We start from the raw sequence: 22,799 nt of genomic DNA, 5'->3' as shown, positions 1-22,799 counted from the left end.
CACCGTTGCAACTCGCCAAAAGAAGAGGGCAGCCTGCTGGCTGCCCCCGTTTTGCTGATCCCGTGATGGGAAATGCTTTAGCCCAACCGCTTGAGCAACTTCTCGGCTTCGGCGCGCTGGTGATCGCTGCCCTGCTCCGCAGCCTCTTGCAGCAGCTCGCGGGCGCTATCCTTGTCATCAATCTCGAGGTAGGCACGGGCCAGATCCAGCTTGGCCCCCACACCGCCGTCGTCGGCATCCACGTCAAATCCGGTGGATTCCGGCAGCACCTCGGGGAAGCCATCGAGCCCCACATCCAGCGAGAAGCCCTGATACGGCTCCTGCTCCGGCGCGGTGGCATCCGCTTCGGCCAGCAGCTTGTCGATCTCGACGTAGCCACTCTCCTGTGCCTGCTCACGGGGCTGGAGATCTGCCGGATGTGATTCCACCTCGGCGAACGCATCTTCGAAATCGGAGAGCGCCAGCTCGTTGGGATCCCACTCCAGATCCAGCTCCGCTTCCTTCGCCTTGACAGGCTCAAGACCGAGCTCGGCCAGCATGGCATCCGCACTCTCGTCGGCGTCCTCTGCGGCACTGAGATCAATGGCGTTGTCATCTTTCCCTGTGGCGGGCTCGTCGAGGGCACTGTCGAAATCGCCGAGATCGAAGCTCGCCAGATCGTCGTCAGCGGCACCGACTTCGTCGATGGAGCTCAAATCGGGCTCGAGGTCGGCGGAGAGATCCGCATCCAGCTCGGCAAACAGGGCTGCCTGCAGCTCCTCTTCGCTCATGATCTCGTCAGCGGCCTTGGGCTTGGGGTTGAACTCGCTGGCCAGATCCATGGCGGGCTCGTTGGCCAGCGCGATAGGCTCATCCAGCGAGAGATCGAGATCCGGCACAAGGTCCGGGTCACGACTGGCTGGCTGGGCCGCCATCCGCTCGGGCTCAAAGCCCTGCAGCTCCATCTCGCCCTCGTCGCTGAACACCAGATCGACATCCGGCTTGGCGGCCGGCTCGTCAGGCTCCATCGGCATAAAGCCATCGGGGGTGTTGAGATCCGGCACCGGGCGCACCGGCTCGTTGTCGGTCACATCGACGCTCAGCAGATCATCAAACTCGCTCTGCTCCTGATCCATCATCATGGCGGTGGATTCGGAGAGGCTCTTCTCCTGCTCTTCCAGTTCGCGGCGGGCCCGGGCACGCAGCCACAGGGTCACCAGCGCCAAGACCAGCAGCACAGGCAGCAGAATGATCATGGCGAGGTTGAGCGGTGAGGAGAGCAGATCCATCAACCAGTTTTTCTCAGGCTCAGGCTCGGCTGCCACCGGCGGGACCGGTTGAGCCTTGAGCTCGGCAATCTCTTTTTGCAGCGCCGTCTGATCCTGCAGCTGGGCCTTGAGGGTCTCCACCTCTTCGGTCAGGGATTGCAGACGCAGCTTGAGCCTGTGGTTCATCTCGGTCACCTGGCCGAGCTGGGCATTGGCATCTTCCAGTGCCAGCGCCATCTCGGTGGCCGGTTTGCCCACCGGTTTATCCAGATCGGAAGGCAGAGGCGCCGGGGTGGTGCCTTCTGCTGCGCTCGGAGCAGGTGCTACCGCCTCTTTCGGCGCAGGCTCGCTCACCTTGGCCACTTCTTTGGTTTCAGCAGCCGGTTGCGGTGCCACCACCGGGGCGGGAATGGGGGCGGCTTTCGCCACTGGCAGCGGCGCAGGCGCAGCCTTCACCGGCTCGGTCTTGGCGGCTTCCACCTTCGCGGGCTTGGCGGCAGCCGGCTTGGCTGTATGGGCCTGCTTGTCAGCCAGATATTTGGGGCTTAACCCCTTCCAGCTGGCGTTGTCGCTACGGAACTTGGCGCGGGCCTGAGCATCAGTGATGACGCTCGCCTCGGCCGCGGTCGGCAGCAGAATGCGGGATCCCACCAGAATGTGGTTGATATTGCCATCGGCAAAACTGCGGGGGTTTTTCTCGTAAATCGCCACCATGGTCTGGTAGACGCTGACCCGATTGGAGGGGCGATATTTGCTCGCCAGGCTCCAGAGGGTATCGGTCGGACGAACAGGGCCATAGCTACCGGCATTGGCAGTGACCTGACGCACCACCGGCTGGGCGGTTGTACGCACCGGTTGTGCGACGGGTCTGGCGACCGGCTGCGCCAGTGGCTGGGAATTGACGGCGGGAGGTGCGGGTTCGTCAGGGCCTTTTAGCTCGACAAAAAAAGGCTCCCGCGCCGAGTCTTCAGCCTGGACGGTGCCCAGCAGACCCAATGCGAGTAGCGTTGCCAATGTTATGCGGGAATGTCCCATATTCGTTCCTTCGTATGACGGCCCTATCACATTGAAAAATCTGGATAGTTACCCCAAAACAGTCGGTTCAATATAAATCAGGCTCGCCTGGCAAGCCAGCAGTCCGACACATTTAGCACCCAACTTGACCCTGAGTGTAGGAAAAAACTTAATCAGTTGATATCGCAACAGAATCTTGAAGTGACGGAGTGCGGCATGGGTCACACCCTGGTTTGATCACAGGCCGGATGCGCAGCACTCCCTGCTGCGCATCTGTGGCATCTGACCAGCCTTACAGATAGTCGCGAACCAGCAGCTCGGCAATCTGTACACTGTTGGTTGCCGCGCCCTTACGAACGTTATCGGCCACGATCCACATATTGATACCACTCGGGTGAGAAATATCCTGGCGTACCCGACCCACCAGCACCTCATCCTTGCCGGTTGCGTCACGCACCGGGGTCGGATAGTCCCCTTCGTCATCAAACAGGGTCACACCCGGCGCACTGCGCAGCAGATCCTTGACCTGTTCGGCATCGAGCGGCTGGTGCAGTTCGACGTGTACCGCCTCGGCGTGGCCGTAGAAGACCGGCACCCGCACGCAGGTGGGGTTCACGGCAATGCTGGCATCCCCCAGGATCTTCTGGGTTTCCCATACCATCTTCATCTCTTCACGGGTGTAGCCGTTGTCGGTGAAGCTGTCGATCTGCGGGATCAGGTTAAAGGCGATCTGTTGCGGATAGAGGGTCGGTTCCACCGGACGACCGTTGAGCAGATGAGCTGTCTGACCTGCCAGCTCGCTGACCCCCTCTTTGCCGGAGCCTGATACGGATTGATAGGTGGCCACGTTGATGCGGGCAATGCCCACTTCGTCGTGCAGCGGCTTCAAAGCCACCAGCATCTGGATGGTGGAACAATTGGGGTTGGCGATGATGTTGCGATTGCGAAAATCGGCCAGCGCATCCGGGTTCACTTCCGGGATCACCAGCGGGATATCTTCGTCGTAACGGAAGCAGGAGGTGTTGTCGATGACGATGCAGCCGTGTTCGGCAGCAATCGGCGCCCACTTGGCAGAGACCTCTGCACCGGCGGAGAAGAGTGCGATCTGTACCTGGCTCCAGTCAAACTCCTCCACATCGAGGATCTCGAGGTTTTTGCCGCCAAAGCGCACGGTATCACCGGCGCTGCGGCTGGAAGCCAGCGGATAGAGGGTCGCTACCGGAAATTCGCGCTCTTCCAGGATCTCGATCATCGCCTGACCCACGGCGCCGCTGGCACCCAATACCGCTACGTTAAACTGCTGGCTCATTCTGTTCTCCTCTGATAATGCTGCAATGGCGCCGGGTGGCGCCATGGTCGGCAGGCTCCCGCACGGCGAGATGACGCTGCCTGATATGGCTGAGCCAGCGCAGTAGTATCTGCGCCAGCTCAGTAAAAAAGGGGGTCGAGGTAGCCAGTACGGCTCACCTCTTCCAGTTATCTTCCAACTCCTAGTCCCCGATTCAGGGGCGTGACAGCGCAAATCCCAGCTCGCCCAGCGCCTGGTCGGCAAACGCCCCCTCAACCTGCAGGGAGGATAGTTCACGGCGCTCGGGATAGTGTTTGCGCTGCTCGTCAAAGCTGCCGGGCAAGCCGAGTCGGGCCCGGAAACGGGCATCATCGCGGCGCACATCATAGACCAGATGAACCAGCTGCTTGATCAGCGCCTGATCCGGCGCGCGGCCCGGCACCACTGCCTGCACATCGGGGGCGGGCAACAGCCCACTCAAATCCTGACGAGGCTGGCGTCCCAGCTGCTGGCACAGCGCCTGGTAGAGCATCCAGGTACCGCGCGCCTTCCCCTCCAGGCTGTAACCAGCGATATGGGGGGTGGCAATCTCGGTATGGGGCACCAGCGCAGCCAGTGGCTCGGGCTCGTTCTCCCACACATCCATCACCAGTCGCAAAGGCGCATCGCCCAACTGGCGCGCCAGCAGGGCCCGGTTATCCCACACCTCGCCCCGGGAAGCATTGATCAGGATCTGCCCGGCAGGGCGCGCGGCAATCTGTTCGGCATCGAGCAGATGGTAGGTGGCATCCTGCCCTTCACGGGTAATGGGCACATGGAAGCTGACGATATCGGCACCAAGAGCGGTCTGATAATCGACAAAGCCCGCATCGGGGGTATTACGCGCCTTGGGTGGATCGCTGCGCAGTACCCGCATGCCGAGCGCTTGGGCCTTGCCAGCCACACACTCGCCGGTATTGCCCGCGCCAATCACCGCCAAAGTCATGGCCGAGAGGTCGAGTTCATAACGCTCCGCCAGCACCAGCAGGGCGGAGAGCACATAATCCCCCACCGAATACTTGTTGCAACCGGGGGCGCTGAAGAAGGGAATATTGCGGCTTGCCAGCAGGGCCTTGTCCACATGGTCTGTGCCTATGGTGGCGGTGCCGACAAACCCGAGTTTGGGGCTGGTCGCCAGCAAATCGCCGTTGACGCGGGTGACCGAACGCACCAGCAGCACATCGGCATCCAGCAGATCGTGTGCCTGCATCTGCCGCCCAGGCAAGGGGATCACCTCGCCAAATTCGGCAAACAGCTCCACGGCATGGGGCATATTCTCATCAACGACTATCTTCATCGGGCTCTCTTTGGTCACAACCGCCACGGGGGCGCCATTCTAGCGCAAAGCCGCCCGAGATTTCAGCCTGTGATGCAATCCGGCGCGAAAGGGGACCACATTGCGCGGCAGCCTCTCCATCAACCCGCTAAAACAGAGGATGTCGCCACAAATGTGTAAGCAGAGGTAACAAACGTGCTGCTCGGCTTTGTCCGGGCATGTCACGGTGGCACAATGCCCCTCTTTTTTCGCGATCGCCCATACCCACCATGCCGCCACACGCTTCGTCGCTCCCAACGTCAACCGCCTCACTCACCCGCAGCCAGGTGCTTGGCTTCACTGCCCTGTTGATCCTGCCCCTGCTGCTGCTCGCCACCCTGCCCTGGCAGCCTTTTCTGACCGGCTCCCTGCAATCAGGTTGGTTATGGTGGTCATACGCCCTCACCCGCATGGTCGATCTTCCCGGGATCGGGGTCAGTGGCGCCCTCTTGCTGTTGCTGACCCGCTACAAACTCAAACTGGAGCTGGCTCCCTTCATTGCGCTGGGGTGTGTGCTGGCAACCTTGCTCGCCAGCGACTGGGTGCTCAAGAGCCTGATCAAACACCTGACAGAAGAGCCCAGACCCTATCTGCTCTGGCTTGAGAGTCAGGCGCTGATCCCGGCCATCAAGCACTTCTACGCCAGTAGCATCGATGTGCGCACTGAACAGGTTCACGCCGCCAGCCAGTTGCTGGCCCTGCCAGAGTGGCTCGGCCACCACTGGCAGGCCGAGGTGAACTACGCCTTCCCCTCCGGCCACAGCATCGCCGCCATCAGCCTGGCCCAGTTCTTTGGCCTTATCTGGCTTGCCCGCGCCCCCACAGGCGTCTGGCTGCTGCCGTTGTGGGCGCTGGGGGTTGGTCTGTCGCGCATGGTAATGGGAATGCATTGGCCGGTGGATGTGCTGGCCAGCGCCCTGTTGGGCACGCTCACGGCGCTGATTGCCGCCCGCTGGTGGCTGCACAGATATTAAATCGAGCGCCACCTTGCCGCGGTATCCTGCGTGGGATGGGAGGACAAGCCTGTGCTTTTTTGCCATAATGCCGCCTCATTTTATCCCGACCGAGATCCCATGACCGACGCAGTTCATACCCTCAAGGGCCGTTTCCGTGGTTTTTACCCCGTCGTCATCGATGTTGAAACAGCCGGGTTCAACGCCAAGACCGATGCCCTGCTCGAAATCGCGGCTTACACCCTGAAAATGGATGAGCAGGGCTGGCTCGTTCCCGATCAGGTATTCCACTTTCATGTCGAGCCCTTCGAAGGGGCCAACCTGGAAAAGGCTGCGCTGGAGTTCACCGGCATCGACCCCTACAACCCGTTGCGTGGCGCTGTCTCGGAAAAAGAGGCGCTGACCGAGATCTTCAAGGGGATCCGCAAGGGGATGAAGGAGCAGGATTGCGGCCGCGCCATCATAGTGGCCCACAACGCCACCTTTGATCACGGCTTCGTGATGGCTGCCGCCGAGCGCGCAGGCCTCAAGCGCAATCCGTTCCACCCGTTTGCCACCTTCGACACCGCAGCCCTCTCCGGATTGGCGCTGGGTCAGACCGTGCTGGCCAAAGCGTGCCAGAGCGCCCGCATTCCGTTTGACAATAAAGAGGCGCACTCTGCCCTCTATGACACCGAACGCACCACAGAGCTGTTCTGTCATATCGTCAACCGCTGGAAGAGCATGGGGGGCTGGCCGCCAGCACATCCGGATGATGACACAACCGATGCCCCTGCCGACGATGAGGGACAAGAATAAACGGACAAGGCTGCCACTGGCAGCCTTCGCTTTTTAGGGAAGTGATTGATTGCACGGCGCACCGGAAATCGCTATCAACGTCACTATCCACCGCTGCGCACGGGATGCACGGAGACAAACAGGTCACAAACCCTCATGTTGAGCAACCTTGTGCCACATGCTGCTGTGATATGAGGGGTTTGACTGATTTTTTACTCGACATTTGTCACATTTTTCGCAAACTAACTCCCCTTCACATGACAGACAGCAATAACAAACTATAAGGAAATCAAATGAATCCAGTTGTTATCGCAGTCGGGCTGATGCTGGTGCTCAGTCTGCTGCGGATCAATGTGGTGGTCTCGCTGGCGCTGGGGGCCATTGCTGGCGGCCTGGTCGGTGGGCTGTCGTTGACCGATACCCTCACCACCTTCAGCGGTGGCCTGGGCGGTGGCGCCGAGATTGCTCTCTCCTACGCCATGCTGGGCGCCTTTGCGGTTGCCATCTCCCGCTCCGGGATCACCGACCTGCTGGCCCGCAAGGTGATCAACCAGTTGGGCAAGGATGCCAGCTCGACCCGTATCATGTGGGTCAAAACCCTGCTGCTCTCTTCCGTGCTGGCCGTGGCGATCTCCTCCCAGAACCTGATCCCGGTTCACATCGCCTTTATTCCCATCCTGATCCCGCCGCTGCTGCATGTGATGGCGCAGATGCAGATCGACCGTCGTCAGGTGGCCTGTGTCATCACCTTTGGCCTGACAGCCACCTACATGGTGCTGCCGGTCGGCTTTGGTGGCATCTTCCTGAATAACATTCTGGCCAAGAACCTGATCGATAACGGCGTGCCCATCACCACCAGCCAGATCCCGCTGGCGATGGCCATTCCGGTCGCCGGTATGGTTTTGGGCCTGCTGATCGCGGTGTTCATCAGCTATCGCAAACCGCGCCAATACGATCTGGCCAAGATCCTGGACGCCGAGCCCGAAGCGGTCGAACTCAACCTCACCCACATCTGGGTGGCCCTGCTGGCCATTGGCGTAGCGCTGGGGCTGCAACTGATGACCAACAGCATCGTACTGGGTGCACTGGCCGGTTTTGTCATCTTCACCTGCGGCGGCGTCATCAAGTTTCGCGAAAGCCAGGATGCCTTCACTCAGGGGGTGCGTATGATGTCGCTGATCGGCTTCATCATGATCTCTGCCGCCGGTTTTGCCGCCGTGATGAAGGCAACTCACGGGGTCGACTCTCTGGTTCAGGTGGTCGCCTCCGGCATTGGTCAGCACAAGGGGATCGCCGCCTTCCTGATGCTGCTGGTGGGTCTGCTCATCACCATGGGGATCGGTTCTTCCTTCTCCACCGTGCCCATCATCGCCACCATCTATGTGCCGCTCTGTCTGCAGCTTGGCTTCTCACCAATGGCGATCATCGCACTGGTTGGTACCGCTGGCGCGCTGGGGGATGCGGGTTCACCAGCCTCCGACTCGACTCTGGGGCCCACCTCCGGCCTCAACGCAGATGGTCAGCACGACCATATCTGGGACAGCGTGGTGCCCACCTTTATTCACTACAACATCCCGCTGGTGATCTTCGGCTGGATTGCCGCCATGGTGCTCTGATAGCCCCTCGGGCTGCGAACTCTGCACGTCACAATGCACAACAAGAAGGCGACCAGATGGTCGCCTTCTTGTTGTATTCGACTAGATAAACAACAGCACGTTAGCTTGTGGTGACGGTGAAAAGGTACCGCTCGCTAACCCAGCGCAACCTCCTGCATGATGCTCCGATTGATAAAGTAGCGATGGCAGAACAGCAAAAAGTCCTGCAACGGCAAGGGCCTCGAGTAGAAATAGCCCTGAATTTCATCAACGCCGATGCTCAGCACCGCCTTCAGCTCATCGTTGTTCTCCACCCCTTCCGCCACCACCCGCACACCGAGTTGATGAGAGAGGCTGGTGATCGCCTCGACGAACAGGGCCTGACGGGTATCGTTGTCGATGGCAGTGATAAATGAGCGGTCAATCTTGAGCTTGTCGAAATAGAGTTCCCGCAAGTAGGAGAACGATGACCAGCCGGTACCGAAATCATCAAGGGCCACCCGCACTCCGATATGACGCAGGGTATCGATGATCTGCTTGCTCAGCTCGATATCATCCAGAGCAATCGTTTCGGTCAGCTCTACGATCAGCTGTTGCAGGCTTAGCGGCCCCTCCCTCATGTTCTCATCCAGCTGGGCTGCCAACCCTATAGTGAACATGGAACTCGAGAGGTTGACCGAGATCTCCAGCGGTTCAATCAAGTCGCTCGGGAAAATGGCGAGATCATGTTGCAAGCGCCGGAAGATCCATAACCCGAGCGCCTCCCCCAGCCCGTTATCTTCCGCCAGCGAGATGATATCGAGGGGCGGAATAAACCCGTACTCCGGGTGATTCCAGCGGATCAGTACCTCAGCCCCCAGTCGCACCCTACCTTGACCACGGACAATGGGCTGATAGTAGAGGCTCAACTGCAAATTGCTGTGGTGCTGGATCAGCTCGCGCAACTCGGTCGACAAACGGCGGTTGCGCAGATAGTGCTGATACATGCTGCTGGAGAAAACCACGTAACGATTCAGCCGCTTGCGCTTGGCACTGTCGAGGGCGATATCGGCAAACAGCAGCATCTCCTCCGGCGTGTGTACCGGTCGCACGTACTGGCTGACCCCCATAAAGACCCGCACCCGGTGGGCGGGATCAGTCGCCAAGGCAAGCCCGGCAAGTTCGTTACGCAGCTGCTCCAGAAATGGAAAGCGCAAATAGGTGGGCATAACGCCGGAAATAATGATGGCAAACTCATCGCTACCGGTTCGGGCGGCAAAGAGACCGTCAACCGATACCGCGCGGATCCGCTCGGCCAGTTGCGTCAGCAATGCATCCCCCACCTCGTAGCCCAGGCTGTCATTTACCTCCCTGAAATGGCCAAGATCCACCAGACAGACGGTCACGCTGCTGCGCCCCCCTTTATGTCCCGTCAGCTGCTTGAGGTGTTTGATCAAGGAGGCCCGGTTTGGCAAGCGGGTTAGCGCATCATTCCACGCAAGAAAGTGCTGGTGGCGCACTTCGCGAAACAGCATCAGCAGCATCACCACGGTCGCCAACATCAAGAAAGCCAGAATGAAGAAGTTCTGGATACGCGACGAGTTGAGTACCTCCCGCTGGGCAATAGCGGATGGACCGGTGAAATTTTTCACCATCACATCGCGGATGGCAGCCAGATCCCGAGCCAACTCCTCGGCGAAACGAGCAAGTTCTTTCGAATCTCGCTCTCCACTGACCACGGCCTGCTCATACTTCTCGAACAGGGCCATGATCTTCCCTACCGCTTGTTCAGCACCAAAGCGAGCTCGAACCTGCTTTGCCTCTTCACCGTGCAGGAAGACATCGAGACGGTTCCAGGCAATATCAAAACGCTTGTTCATCTCATTTTGACTGGTCGAACCGGTGCGATAGAGAGAGAGCGCCTCATCAAAGCCACGGATTTCCAGCTCCAGCTGCGCCAACGCCCAGGCGGAGAGTTGGGTATAGCGGGTCACAGCATTAAAAGCACGGTCATAGTTCCAGACCGACCAGATGGCGACCCCCAAAAAGGCAGTCACCATCAGGATCAAGCTCAGAAACTTGCCGCGCAGCATCTTATTTGCTCTCAATCGCCGTCAGTTGCCACACCATCCGGCTGTGATAGAGCTCCTTGTTCAGCTCCGGGTGTTCAGAGAGGGGATAGATGATCCAGAGCGGCCCTTTGTTGCGCAGGGTCAACACCTTGCCATCCTGCTTCTCGGCCAGCAATACCGCATATTTATCTCCATCTTCCAGCGGCACAGCCGCCCAGTAGTCATTGATGGCGACCGCCTTGACCTCCCCACTCTTGAGACCATACATCTTGACCAGATCTCGCAGCAGCACGCCACGATAGGTGTGATCCCCCTCGGTCCAGGGGGTCTGGGTCTTGACCTCTGTCTGAGGTAAGGCCTCAAACTCGGCCCGGGTCAACACGACCTCCCCTTTACCATTGCAACAGCCATCCCCCTTGATCTTGAGGAAGGGATCATCAGCCAACACCATGCCAGAAACAAGACAGCCGGATAACAGCAACATACTGCCAAGCCATCCACCCATGATAGACCTCCGTATCGTACTGTTTGTTTTATTGGTTTCACTCTGCCCAGCTACATGGCAACGGCAGAGTCACAATGCAAAACAATGTTGCTGCAACCAGCTCACCACATCAGGCAACCAGCATCAGGCTGTACCCGAATGCCACCAAAAGCATGGCATCCTGGCTCCGAATGTCACAACTGCATCGGAAAATATTCATGTCCCTTTGGCTCTCGACCTGGCTTATGAAACAGAAATATGACCCCCACACAGGCAAACTGACGGTGCAGTCCCTATCGCAGATACAAAAAAGGCCGCTCAATGAGCGGCCTTCTTCATAACGGGATCAGCAATCAGCTTTCGCGACGCTTGCCACCGAATTTGCGATCTTTGTTGAAGCCACCTTCACGGCGCTCCCCGCTCTTGTTGAACGGACGGTCCCCCTGGGGACGGCGATCCTTGTTGAAAGGACGGTCGCCACGGAACGGACGATCACCACGGGGCGGACGGCTGCTGGTGTTGCCACCGGCTGGCACTTCGGTGTAGCGGGTGATTTGCAGCGGACGCTGGCAAACACGGGCTTTCTTGATCACTTCCAGTACATCGGCGGTCATGCCTTTCGGCAGATCGACGGTGGAGAAGTCATCAGCGATGTCGATGTTGCCGATGAAGCGGCTCTCGATGTTCGCTTCGTTGGCGATGGCGCCCACGATCTGGCCCGGCTTGACGCCGTGATGGGCACCCACGTCTACGCGATAGCGCTCCATCTCCACATCCGGGTTGTCTTTCAGCGGACGCGGTTCGAGGGACGGCATGCGACGGGCAGGACGATCGCCACGGTCACCGAAGTCACGACCACCACGGTCGTTGAAGTCACGGCGCTCGAAGCCACCACGATCGTTGCCAGCGTTCAGCAGCGGGTCCGGAATGGAGTCATCCAGCAGCAGTGGTTGGTCACCCTGTACCAGCTTGGCCAGTGCGGCAGCCAGCTCCAGCGGATCGGCAGAATCTTCTTCGATCAGCTCGTTTACCAGGTTGTGGTAGATCTCGAGCTCTTCACCCATCATGGTTTCGCGGATGCGCTCCTTGAACTTGGCCAGACGATGCTGGTTGATGTCCTCGGTGCTCGGCATCTTCATCGGCTCGATAGCCTGACGGGTTGCGTGCTCGATGGCGCGCAGCATGCGACGCTCGCGCGGAGCAACGAACAGGATGGCTTCGCCTTTACGACCGGCACGACCGGTACGACCGATACGGTGAACGTAAGATTCGGTGTCGTACGGAATGTCGTAGTTCACTACGTGAGTGATACGCTCAACGTCCAGACCACGGGCGACAACGTCGGTGGCGATCAGGATGTCCAGCTGGCCCTGACGCAGCTTGTCGACGGTACGCTCACGCAGTTTCTGCGGGATGTCGCCGTGCAGCGCTTCACAGGCGTGACCACGGGCGGCCAGCTTGCCAGCCAGCTCTTCGGCAGCGTTCTTGGTACGTACGAATACCAGCAGGGCTTCGTAGGATTCCACTTCCAGCAGACGGGTCATGGCGTCCAGCTTGTGCAGACCGGTCACTTGCCAGTAGCGCTGGCGAATAGTGGTCGCGGTAGCAGTCTTGGAGGCGATCTTGATCTCTTTGGGCTGCTTCAGGTGCTTCTGGGCCACGCGACGGATCTGCTCCGGCATGGTGGCAGAGAACAGGGCAACCTGACGAGTGCTCGGGCACTGCTCCATGATCCAGTCAACGTCGTCGATGAAGCCCATACGCAGCATTTCATCAGCTTCGTCCAGTACCAGAGCTTTCAGGCCGGAGAGGTCCAGGTTCTTGCGACGGATCAGGTCCATCACGCGGCCCGGAGTACCAACGACAACCTGGGCACCGCGACGCAGAGCGCGGGTCTGGGTTTCGTAGGAGGCACCGCCGTAGATGGGCAGTACGTGGAAATCGGGCATGTGGTGGGCGTAGCGTTGGCACGCTTCAGCCACTTGCAGCGCCAGTTCGCGGGTAGGCGCCAGCACCAGGATCTGGGTGTTGCGGTTACCAGCTTCCAGACGAGACAACAGAGGCAAGGCAAAAGCAGCGGTCTTCCCTGTACCGGTTTGCGCCTGCCCCAGCAGATCGTGTCCCGCCATCAGGTGGGGAATTGCTGCGGCCTGGATTGGTGACGGGCGCTCATAGCCCACGTCCTGCAGCGCTTTCAATACAGGCGCGGCCAGTCCAAGCTCACTAAAAAGGGGCAGTTGTTCGGTATCAGACATAGATTCTTCCAGATTAAGGCAGGCGGCTAACACCGCGGAATAGCAAAAAGGCGGCGATTATAGCGCCACTTTGTTCTGCTGTCTTGAAAAATGTGATAAGCCTCTCAAGACGTTGGCAATTATAGAGGGATCTGGCGAGTATGGCTTGCTTATTTTGCACTCATAGTGCGTTATTGCAGATCACTCCTCGCTGGAGTCCTTGCCCCGCTTGTGTTTGAGCACCGCCATGGTCAGTCGGCTGGTGCACAATAAACGTTCACGTTCGTCCCGAATTTCAATCTGCCACACCTGGGTTGTTGCTCCCAGATGAAGCGGCGTGCAACGCCCGGTCACCACCCCTTCCCGCTTGGCTCGCAGATGGTTGGCATTCACCTCCAACCCCACACAGTAGCTATCTGGCCCGACCGCCATATTGGCGGCAATCGATCCCAAGGTTTCCGCCAGCACCACGGATGCGCCGCCATGCAGCATGCCAAGGGGCTGGTGAGTGCGATGATCCACCGGCATGGTCGCTTCAAGCCAATCGGCGCCAAAAGCCGTGTAGACGATATCGAGATGGGCCATCAGGGTGTTGCGAGAGGTGGCGTTGAGCCCCTCCAGACTCATGGGTTTACGCCAGATGGGCGCAATATCGTGACTCATTGCGAGCAGACTCCTTATGTAAGCGATGAATGCGTACCGATATGAGTGAAACTCCCTCCATCGGCAAAATGGTTCGGTTATATGAGTTGTTGGTTACCAGGTGACGTGTTAACAACGCAGCCCCGACCCGGAGCTGCGTGTTACACAATCATGCCCTTAAGCGGGATGTCACCAGGGGTAGGTAACGCCGGGCCACTCGGACCAAGGCACATCTCGCCCCGGCAAGCGGGGGGCTGGCCACTGCCACACCCTGGCGAGCCACTCGCGCAGCTGAATCTCCAGCTCCTCATCCGTGATGGGCGCCTCGGCCACCTTCCAGAAGAAGAGCTCCACCGCTACCTCAGGCAACACCGAGGGGTAAAGATAAACCCCGCCCCAGAATTGCGGCTCCCGATCCGGGCTCCAGAGGCCATAGGCAAAGGAGCGCTTGGCCAGAAACTCCGACTGCTGCCACTCCAGATCCCCTTCGTGCTGGCTCAGGCTGAAGTTGGCGGAGGGCCAGAGATCATGCGGGCGAAACAGCTGATGGAGCTGCTCGCGCTCGCGCAACATGGCGACAAACTCCACCACCGCCTGAGCGGGAGTGGCGGGTAACAGCAAGAAACGTGGATGCCGATAGGCCTTCGGCACCCGAAACCGCTTGGGGAACGTCAGCATCAGAGCAGCTCCAGCAGGGCTTGCAATGGATGTTTGAGCTTTTCCCCCTCCATCCGCTTGACCTGACTACGGCACGAATAGCCGGTCGCCAGACAGCGCGCTTTGGGTAGACGGGCGAGCGGGTCAGCCCAGCTCAACCCATAAATGCCCTTGGAGTTCTCCACCAGTTTGACATCGTGACCATAGGTGCCCGCCATACCGCAACACCCCACAGAGACCGGCTGCAAACTGGCCCCGAAGCGGCCAAACAGGGTGCTCCAGTCACCGTGAGTGGAGGGCTTGGCGGTCTTCTCGGTGCAGTGGGCAAAGAGATACCAGGGCTCGCTCCCCTCCTCGCTCTTGGTCTTGTCGATTCGAGCAGGCAACTGATCTACCGGCAGCGAGAGCAGCCACTCCTGCGGCAACAACACCTGAAAATCACCGCGGGCCGACCCCAGCGCCTTGGCATACTCATCGCGATAGCAAAGCACCATGGCCGGATCCACCCCCACCATGGGAATGCCAAGCGCCGCCACCTTGTTGAGGAACTGGGCGCTGTTGGCGGCGGTGCGGGCAAAGGCCCGCAGGAACCCCTTGATATGCTGGGGTTTACCGTTGGGTTTAAAGGGCAGCAAGTAGGGCTGGAAGCCGAGCTTGCTGGCGAGTTTCACCAGGTCGCGCACCACGGGGGCGTCGTAATAGCTGGTGAAGGGGTCCTGCACGATGAGCACCACCTGCTTGCGCTGCTCGGCACTCATCCGCTCCAGACCCGGCAGATCAAAATAGCGGGCGCGGTTATCGTGCAGGCTCTCGGCCAGGGTCGGCACCGAGAGCAGCGGCACATCGACCATGCCGATGCTCTTCTCGGTCGCCTTCTGGGCCCACTCTTTTTCGAGGAAGAAGTTGACCAGCTTCGGCGCCTTGGCAAGCAGCGGCGCATAGCTCTCCACCGTGCCGACGAAGTAATCCTTGGGGGCGCGCAGGTAGCGGCCGTGATAAAGCTGCATAAAGCGGGCGCGAAAATCGGGCACATCCACCTTGATCGGGCACTGGCTGGTGCACGCCTTGCAGGCCAGACAGCCCGCCATCGCCTCCATCACCTCGTGGGAGAAATCATACTCGCCGCGCTGTTTGGCCCAGCTGTTGCGCACCTTGTCCACCAGCTGTTTGAAGCGCACACCACCGGATTGCAGCGCCACCTCTTCCGCCAGCGGGTCAAAGCCCTGCTCCGCCAGCTGACGCAACCATTCACGCATCAGACCCGCCCGCCCTTTGGGGGAGTGGCGGCGATCACGGCTGATCTTGACCGAGGGGCACATGGGGGAGTCGGTCTCGAAGGTGAAGCAGAGACCATTGCCGTTGCAATCCATGGCGCGGGTGTAGCTGGTGCGCACCGCGAGCGGGATCTGGCGGTCATACTTGCCGCGCTTGGGGCCATCCACCGACACCAGCTCGGCGCCGCTACCGTAGGGGATGCAGATCTTGCCCGGGTTGATGCGGTTGGCAGGGTCGAATACCCCCTTGACCCGCTGCAGCTCTTCCCACAGCTCGCCAAAAAAGGCGGGGCTGTATTCGGAGCGAAAGCCCTTGCCATGCTCGCCCCACATCAGACCGCCATATTTGGCGGTCAACGCCACCACCTGATCGGAGATGCGGCGCAGCAGCACCTCCTGCTCGGGATCGCACAAATCCAGCGCCGGACGCACATGCAGCACACCGGCATCGACGTGGCCAAACATGCCGTAGTCGAGGCCGTGGGCATCCAGCAGAGCGCGAAACTCCATGATGAAATCGGCCAGGGATTCGGGCGGCACGGCGGTGTCTTCAGTGAAGGCCACTGGCTTCTTGCGCCCTTCGGCGTTGCCCAGCAGCCCCACCGACTTCTTGCGCATGGTGTAGATGGTTTCGATGCTCGGCAGGTGGTCACACACCTGATAGCCGATGATCCCCGCCTCCCCCTTGGCCAGCAGGTCGTCGATACGACGGCAGAGCTCTGCCACCTTGGCCTTGTGTTCCGCCTCGTCGGTATCGGCAAACTCGACGATGTTGAGTCCCTGCAGATCCTTGCCGGGCACATCCTGAATAAGTTCTTTCACCGAATGCCAGATGATGTCGGCGCGAGCCAGCCCGAGCACCCGGGAGTCCACCGTCTCTACCGAGAGAGCCTGCGCCTGCACCATAAAGGGGGCATTGCGCAGGGCGGAGGGGAAGCTGTCGTACTTGACGTTGACCAGGGTGCGGTAGCGCGGGATGGGGGTGATGTTGAGTTTGGCTTCGGTAATAAAGCCCAAGGATCCTTCCGAGCCGCACAGCACCCGGCTCACATCCAGCGTGTCGGTATCGGGTTGATAGAGGTGCTTGAGATCGTAACCGGTCAGAAAGCGGTTGAGCTTGGGGAAAGTCGCCTCGATGTCGGCGCGGCGCTCCTTGCCGATGCGATAGAGGGTGCGATAGATCTCCCCTTCGCGATTCTCCAGCGCCAGCTTGTCGGCCAGTCGCTCACCGGTCAGCGGCTCGGTGGCCATCAGGTCGCCGTTCTCCAGCACCGCTTTGAGCCCCAGCACGTGATCCGAGGTTTTGCCGTAGACCAGCGACCCCTGCCCCGAGGCGTCGGTGTTGATCATGCCCCCTAAGGTGGCGCGGTTGGAGGTGGAGAGATCCGGCGAGAAGAAGTAGCCGTGGGGCTTGAGATAGACGTTGAGCTGGTCTTTCACCACCCCGGCCTGGGCGCGCACCCACCCCTCATCCAGATTAATTTCCATGATCTGGTTCATATAACGGGAGAGATCGACGATAATGCCGCCGCCCAATGACTGACCATTGGTGCCGGTACCGCCACCACGAGGGAAAAAACTCAGGGAGGCGAACGCCGGCTCTGCGGCCAGCTTGAGCATTGCTGCTATGTCGTCCGCACTGCGCGGATAGAGAACCGCCTGAGGTACTACCTGATAGACGCTGTTATCCGTCGCCATCGCCAACCGGCTTGCATAAGACTTTTCGATATCACCACGAAATGCGCTGCGCTCTAGCAACTCAAGAAACTGCAGGGTTGTGGGTGACAAACTGTCCTGGTAATCGAGTCTCGGGATCATGAATCCTTGTTCCCATCCTTTGCTTGATGCCGGCACGCCGGCGACAACGACTGGCCAGCCGCCTGTCAATGGCAGTCAGGCCAGTCCGCTCACATGTGAGCGGGCAGTATATCAGCTAGAAAACCGCTTGCGCTTGGCAATATTCACCATTTGAAAGGAGGACTTTTATGGCTCACCACAGCCATGTTATCAGTACGCTGGTCACCACCGAAAAACAGGCGCTTACCCTGTCGCTGTTCGGTTGTATCACCTTTGCCATCTTCGGCATCGGCTACGGCCTCTTCGTCGGTTCCAACGCCATCATGCTCGATGGTATCTTCACCCTGTTCAGCATGGGCATGACAGGCCTCGGTCTTGTTACCGCCTATCTCGTTACCCGCCCTTCCGATGCGCGCTTCCAGTATGGCTACGCCCACTTCGAGCCCATCACCAACGTCATCAATGGCACCATTATTCTGCTGCTCTGCCTTGGCGCTCTCTATAGCGGCATCACCACCCTGCTGGATGGCGGACGGGAGATCGATCTCGGCCACGCCCTCATCTATGCCGCCGTCTCCACCTTCTTCTGCGCCATCATCTATCGCATCGAAGCCCAGGTCGCCGAGCAGGTAGACTCCGAGCTGGTGCGGGTCGACTCCAAGGAGTGGCTGGTGGATACCCTGCTCAGCGCCACCCTGCTTATCGGTTTCGTGGTCGCCATCGGCCTCGATGCCATCGGCTACGGCCAATACAACCGCTACATAGACCCGGTGCTGGTCTCGCTACTGGCCCTCTGTGCCACCCTCATTCCCATCAAGGTGCTCGGTCGCAACCTGCGGGAAGTGTTGAAGATCGCCCCCAAGGGAGATGTGCCACGGCAAGTCGAGCAGGAGATCGAGGCGCTGCGCCAGCGCCACGGCATCGAGTGCTACAGCCATCTGGCCAAGAGCGGTCGCCGCTTCGATCTGGAATTGAACATTCTGGTGGCGCCGGGTCAGGAGTGGCCCGTCGAACGTCAGGATGCCCTGCGCCAGGAGCTCTGGTCTCGCCTTGGCGACACCCTGGGCGATGCCTGGCTCTCGGTCTGTTTCACCCGCGAAAAGCGCTGGTTGTAACGACCGCACGGGGGAGCGCGGCACCGCCGCCTCCCCTGTCGCATCACAACCCCATCACGCCTCGCTGACGCTGCTCTTGCCAAATTGGCGCCAGCCGCTATCATCAGGGCTCATTTTTCACCCGAGGTTTTATTGCCCATCATGGACAATCCCCGAAGTTGCCCTTCGTCTCTCTCTGTCAAAGCCTATCTTTTTCTGCTTAATCAGCGCCTCTGAATAACACCTTTGCCTTGCTGTTACTGCGGCCATCGTGCGCCGTGATCACTGTTTGCTCTGTCTGTTTTTATTGAGGTCGTCACAATGGAATTGCTGCTGGATCCCCATATCTGGATCGGTCTGTTTACCCTGATCATTCTGGAAATTGTGCTGGGGATCGACAACCTGGTCTTTATCGCCATTCTGGTGAAAAAACTGCCCCCCGCCCAGCGGGACAAGGCACGCGTCATCGGCCTGTCGCTGGCCCTGCTGATGCGACTTGGGCTCTTGAGCGTCATGTCATGGCTGGTCACCCTGACCACCCCGATTTTGCACCTGTGGGATCACCCCTTCTCCGGTCGGGACCTGATCCTGATGGGGGGCGGCCTGTTCCTGCTGTTCAAGGCCACCTCCGAGCTACATGAGCGGCTGGAAGCCAAGCCCCAGGATGATGGCCCGGTCGGCGCCTACGCCAGCTTCGGCGTGGTGATCGCCCAAATTCTGGTGCTCGATGCGGTCTTCTCGCTCGACTCCATCATCACTGCCGTCGGCATGGTGGAACACCTGGGCGTGATGATGGCCGCCGTGACCATCGCCATGGTGGTGATGGTGCTCGCCTCCAAACCGCTGACCCGTTTCGTCAACGCCCACCCCACTGTGGTGGTGCTCTGTCTGAGCTTCCTGCTGATGATCGGCTTCAGCCTGGTGGCGGAAGGATTCGGCTTCCATATTCCGAAGGGTTACCTCTATGCAGCCATCGGCTTCTCGGTGCTGATCGAGTTTTTCAACCAACTGGCCCAGCGCAGCGCCATGCGTCACGAATCCAAGCAACCGCTGCGCGAGCGCACCACCGCCGCCATCTTCAAATTGATGGGCAGCAAGGCCTATCAGGATCAGCCGGATGACGATCTGGATGCCGCACCTGCCGAGCCGCTCAGCTTTGGCGAGGAGGAGCGCTATATGGTGACCGGCGTACTGTCGCTGGCCGAGCGCTCCATTCGCACCATCATGACCCCGCGCTCGGAGATGGCCTGGATCGATATCAACGACTCCAGCGACGAGATCCGCGCCCTGCTGCAGCGCGAGCCCCACAGCCTGTTCCCTATCTGTGACGGGGATCTGGACGAGGTGATCGGAGTGGTCAAGGCGCGGGACCTGCTGTTTGCCTTGAACGAAGGGCAATCTTTAAGTGAACTGGCCAAGCAGAACGACCCCATTATCGTGCCGCAAACCATCAACGTGATCCGTCTGTTGGCGGAGCTGCGCAAAGCCAAGGGGAGCCTTATTCTGGTCTCCGACGAGTTTGGCGTGATCCAGGGGCTGGTCACCACCCACGATCTGCTGGAGGCCATCGTCGGCGAGCTGCCGGATGAGGACGAAACCCCGGATATCGTGCGCGATGGCGAAGGGTGGCTGATCAACGGCAGCACCAACATCCACCATGTGGAGCAGGTGCTGGAGCACGAGGGGCTGGTAAGCGAGAGCGATGAATACGTGACCCTGGCGGGCATGCTGCTCTCCCACTTCGGCACTCTGCCCACCCCGGGTCAGCAGTTGCAACTGCAGCAGCTCAACTTCGAGGTGATCGAGGTGAGCGAGCGGCGTATCGAGCGGGTGAAAGTGATGCCCGCCACGGCTTGAGCCTGCCACCAGCAGAATACAGAAGAGGGCCAGACGGCCCTCTTTTTTATGCTTCAACTTTATGCCTCAACGCCTCTTTCCCGACGGTTTGCACTGATTGCTGCATCAAGCACAATTCTCTTGTGCAATTACCCCCCTTTTTCACAACAAGATGGCGGCATAAAGTGGCCTCACTTCCACCATGAGGAACTCAAGATGAGCCACGATCACCTGTTCTGCCCGCTGCGCCTCGGCCAGCTGCACCTTGCCAATCGCATCGTCATGCCCCCCATGACCCGCTCCCGTGCCAGTCAGCCGGGTGATGTGGCCAACGCCATGATGGCGAGCTACTACGCCCAGCGCGCCGAGGCGGGCCTGATCATCAGCGAAGGCACCCAAATCGACCCCATGGGCAAGGGCTATGCCTGGACGCCGGGGATCTACAGCGCCGAGCAGATCGCTGGCTGGAAACTGGTGACCGATGCCGTGCACGCCAAGGGGGGCACCATCTTCGCCCAGCTCTGGCACGTGGGCCGCGTCACCCATCCGGATAACATCGGCGGCGCCCAGCCCATCTCCGCTTCAGCCCTGCCCGCAGTGGGCGTCAAAGTGTTCGTCGATAACGGCAGCGATGCGCCGGGCTTTGTCGAGACCGTCACTCCGCGCGCCATGACTCAAGCCGATATCCATGCGGTGGTAGGCCAGTTCCGTCAGGCGGCTCGCAACGCCATCAGCGCCGGTTTTGACGGCATCGAGTTACACGCCGCCAACGGTTATCTGATCAACCAGTTCCTCGACTCCGAATCCAACGCCCGCACCGATAGTTATGGCGGATCGCTGGAAAACCGGCTGCGCTTTCTCAAAGAGGTGACCGAGGCGGTAAGTAGCGAAATCGGGGCCGAACGTGTCGGGGTGCGTCTTGCGCCGCTCACCACCCTCAACGGCACAGTCGATGCCAACCCGCAGGAGACCTATCTGGCGGCCGCCCGTCTGCTGGGCCAGCTCAACGTGGTCTACCTGCATATTGCCGAAGCGGACTGGGACGATGCCCCCCTGATGCCGGAGAACTTCAAGCAGGGTCTGCGGGATGCCTTCCCCAACACCCTGATCTACGCCGGTAAATATGATGGCGAGCGGGCACGCGCCGCCCTCGAAGCGGGCTGGGCCGACATGATTGGCTTTGGCCGTCCCTTCGTTGCCAACCCGGATCTGCCGAACCGGCTGCGCCACGGCTATCCGCTGGCCCCCCACGATCCGGCCACCCTGTTTGGCGGCGGCGAAAAAGGGCTGACCGACTACCCCGTCTATCAGGCCGATGACGCAGCAGCCAGCCGCTGATTACCAATGGCCAACCGGCCACGTAACGCAGGCCCCACTGGTTGGGGCCTGCCGTATTGTTGCGCATTAGCAACAGTGATATGACTGACCGAATCACTGTTGCAATGATCTCGTTGTTATCTCCCCTCGCTTTCACAAGGAGTCATCATGAATCACACCCAAGCCTGGTGCTGGCATGCCCCCGGTGAACCGACCCAGCTTACCCTCGCCGATCTGCCCTTGGCACCGCTCGCCCCTGACGAGGTGCTGGTGGCAAACCGGGTCATCGCCTTCAATCCGGTGGACTGGAAGCTGATCGAATATGGCCACTCCAACTGGCAGGATGGTCAGGTGCCCGGCGTCGATGGCATGGGCACTATCGTGGCCCTCGGCGCCAACGTCAGCCATCTGCGTCTCGGCGCCCGGGTCGCCTATCACACCGACCTGCGCCACCACGGCAGCTTTGCCCGCCACACCCGGGTACCGGCCCGCGCCCTGCTGCCGGTGCCCGATGCCCTGAGTGACGAGGCGGCCGCCGCCCTGCCCTGTCCCGGCCTCACCGCCTGGCAGGCGCTGGCCAAGCTGCCGCGCCTGCACGGGGAAGCGCTGCTCATCACAGGTGCTGGCAGCAGCGTCGGCCGCTTTGTGATGCAGCTCGCCCTCCAGCAAGGAGCGCGGGTCTTTGCCAGCGCCAGTCCACGCCACCATCAGTGGCTCAAACAGATCGGTGTGCAGGGTGTAGCCGATTATCGGGATCCCGACTGGCTGGCCACCCTGCAGGCCGCCAACGGCAACGAGCCGTTTGAGGGGATCATCGATCTGGTCTCCAGCCAGCAGGCAGAGAGCTTGCTGCCCGCGCTGGGCTACTACGGTCACATGGTGACTGTGCTCGGGCGTATCCCGCACAATCCGCTGCCCGCCTTTGCCCATTGCCATTCGTTGCACGAGATTGCACTGGGTGCCCAACACGCCTTTGGCTCGGACAAACAGTGGAGCCGACTGGTGGCCGCCGGTGTCGCCATGATGGAGCAGATGGCGAGCGGCGAGCTGACCCTGCCGCCGCTGATGGTCGGCGATTTCGAGGCGCTGCCCACCCTGCTCGAGCGCTTCAAGCGCGAAGGACAGGGCGAGAAGTTTCTGGTGCGAGTGGCATAACGCTGACCTTCCCTGATAACCACACCGACC

At 60.1% G+C, this 22,799-nt stretch carries 16 protein-coding genes; 7 read left to right on the top strand and 9 right to left on the bottom strand.

Annotation, left to right across the window (positions count from 1 at the left end; all coding sequences use genetic code 11):
- Positions 1–77 precede the first annotated feature (77 nt).
- From AB5Y67_RS02000 to AB5Y67_RS01990, 3 genes are all read right to left on the bottom strand, one after another.
- A complete protein-coding gene (locus AB5Y67_RS02000; protein WP_150388913.1) occupies positions 78–2,282 on the bottom strand; it encodes a FimV/HubP family polar landmark protein in 2,205 nt (734 codons plus the stop codon).
- A gap of 271 nt (positions 2,283–2,553) precedes the next feature.
- Positions 2,554–3,570 carry an aspartate-semialdehyde dehydrogenase gene (locus AB5Y67_RS01995; RefSeq protein WP_040066449.1) on the bottom strand — a complete coding sequence of 339 codons (1,017 nt, stop codon included), beginning with the start codon at positions 3,568–3,570 and terminating at the stop codon, positions 2,554–2,556.
- 193 nt (positions 3,571–3,763) lie between these two features.
- Entirely contained in the window at positions 3,764–4,885 is a 1,122-nt protein-coding gene (locus tag AB5Y67_RS01990) for a 4-phosphoerythronate dehydrogenase (protein ID WP_150388912.1), read from the bottom strand.
- 248 nt (positions 4,886–5,133) lie between these two features.
- On the opposite strand from AB5Y67_RS01990, the gene AB5Y67_RS01985 reads away from it, so the two are divergent.
- The 3 genes from AB5Y67_RS01985 (at position 5,134) to AB5Y67_RS01975 (ending at position 8,249) form a co-directional block, all read left to right on the top strand.
- Entirely contained in the window at positions 5,134–5,877 is a 744-nt protein-coding gene (locus AB5Y67_RS01985) for a phosphatase PAP2 family protein (protein ID WP_150388911.1), read from the top strand.
- A gap of 99 nt (positions 5,878–5,976) precedes the next feature.
- Entirely contained in the window at positions 5,977–6,654 is a 678-nt protein-coding gene (gene rnt / locus AB5Y67_RS01980) for a ribonuclease T (RefSeq protein ID WP_005333780.1), read from the top strand.
- A 272-nt stretch (positions 6,655–6,926) separates the two neighbouring features.
- Positions 6,927–8,249, top strand: coding sequence for a Na+/H+ antiporter family protein (locus tag AB5Y67_RS01975; protein WP_005361308.1), 1,323 nt, complete (start codon positions 6,927–6,929; stop codon positions 8,247–8,249).
- A gap of 134 nt (positions 8,250–8,383) precedes the next feature.
- On the opposite strand, the gene AB5Y67_RS01970 is transcribed toward AB5Y67_RS01975, so the two are convergent.
- From AB5Y67_RS01970 to AB5Y67_RS01945, 6 genes are all read right to left on the bottom strand, one after another.
- Positions 8,384–10,300, bottom strand: a complete 1,917-nt coding sequence (locus AB5Y67_RS01970) for a bifunctional diguanylate cyclase/phosphodiesterase (RefSeq protein ID WP_150388910.1) — start codon at positions 10,298–10,300, stop codon at positions 8,384–8,386.
- Between the two features lies 1 nt (position 10,301).
- Positions 10,302–10,784 (bottom strand): molybdopterin-binding oxidoreductase, encoded by a 483-nt coding sequence (locus AB5Y67_RS01965; RefSeq protein ID WP_150388909.1) that lies wholly within the window; start codon positions 10,782–10,784, stop codon positions 10,302–10,304.
- A 332-nt stretch (positions 10,785–11,116) separates the two neighbouring features.
- Positions 11,117–13,018 carry a DEAD/DEAH box helicase gene (locus tag AB5Y67_RS01960; RefSeq protein ID WP_005337260.1) on the bottom strand — a complete coding sequence of 634 codons (1,902 nt, stop codon included), beginning with the start codon at positions 13,016–13,018 and terminating at the stop codon, positions 11,117–11,119.
- Positions 13,019–13,198: 180 nt separating this feature from the next.
- Complete coding sequence (locus AB5Y67_RS01955) at positions 13,199–13,660, bottom strand: hotdog fold thioesterase (RefSeq protein ID WP_005352771.1); 462 nt, start codon at positions 13,658–13,660, stop codon at positions 13,199–13,201.
- Between the two features lie 168 nt (positions 13,661–13,828).
- On the bottom strand, positions 13,829–14,317 hold the full coding sequence (locus AB5Y67_RS01950; protein WP_129503821.1) for a hypothetical protein: 489 nt from the start codon (positions 14,315–14,317) through the stop codon (positions 13,829–13,831).
- A complete protein-coding gene (locus AB5Y67_RS01945; protein ID WP_190973229.1) occupies positions 14,317–17,388 on the bottom strand; it encodes an FAD-binding and (Fe-S)-binding domain-containing protein in 3,072 nt (1,023 codons plus the stop codon). Before AB5Y67_RS01945 ends, AB5Y67_RS01950 begins: the two co-directional genes overlap by 1 nt.
- 167 nt (positions 17,389–17,555) lie before the next feature.
- Here AB5Y67_RS01945 and AB5Y67_RS01940 point away from each other — a divergent pair, with 167 nt between their 5' ends.
- The 4 genes from AB5Y67_RS01940 (at position 17,556) to AB5Y67_RS01925 (ending at position 22,769) form a co-directional block, all read left to right on the top strand.
- A complete protein-coding gene (locus AB5Y67_RS01940; protein WP_005361338.1) occupies positions 17,556–18,482 on the top strand; it encodes a cation diffusion facilitator family transporter in 927 nt (308 codons plus the stop codon).
- A gap of 300 nt (positions 18,483–18,782) precedes the next feature.
- A complete protein-coding gene (locus AB5Y67_RS01935; protein WP_064338218.1) occupies positions 18,783–20,318 on the top strand; it encodes a TerC family protein in 1,536 nt (511 codons plus the stop codon).
- A 195-nt stretch (positions 20,319–20,513) separates the two neighbouring features.
- Positions 20,514–21,635, top strand: coding sequence for an alkene reductase (locus AB5Y67_RS01930; protein WP_111900571.1), 1,122 nt, complete (start codon positions 20,514–20,516; stop codon positions 21,633–21,635).
- Positions 21,636–21,782: 147 nt separating this feature from the next.
- Entirely contained in the window at positions 21,783–22,769 is a 987-nt protein-coding gene (locus AB5Y67_RS01925; protein WP_111900572.1) for a zinc-binding dehydrogenase, read from the top strand.
- The last annotated feature ends 30 nt before the right edge of the window (positions 22,770–22,799 follow it).

The sequence above is a fragment of the Aeromonas sp. s12 genome (assembly GCF_040907925.1).
Lineage (GTDB): Bacteria > Pseudomonadota > Gammaproteobacteria > Enterobacterales > Aeromonadaceae > Aeromonas > Aeromonas veronii.
The sequence above is the reverse complement of the archived record's forward strand: the minus strand, read 5'-3'. Positions and strand labels throughout refer to the sequence as shown.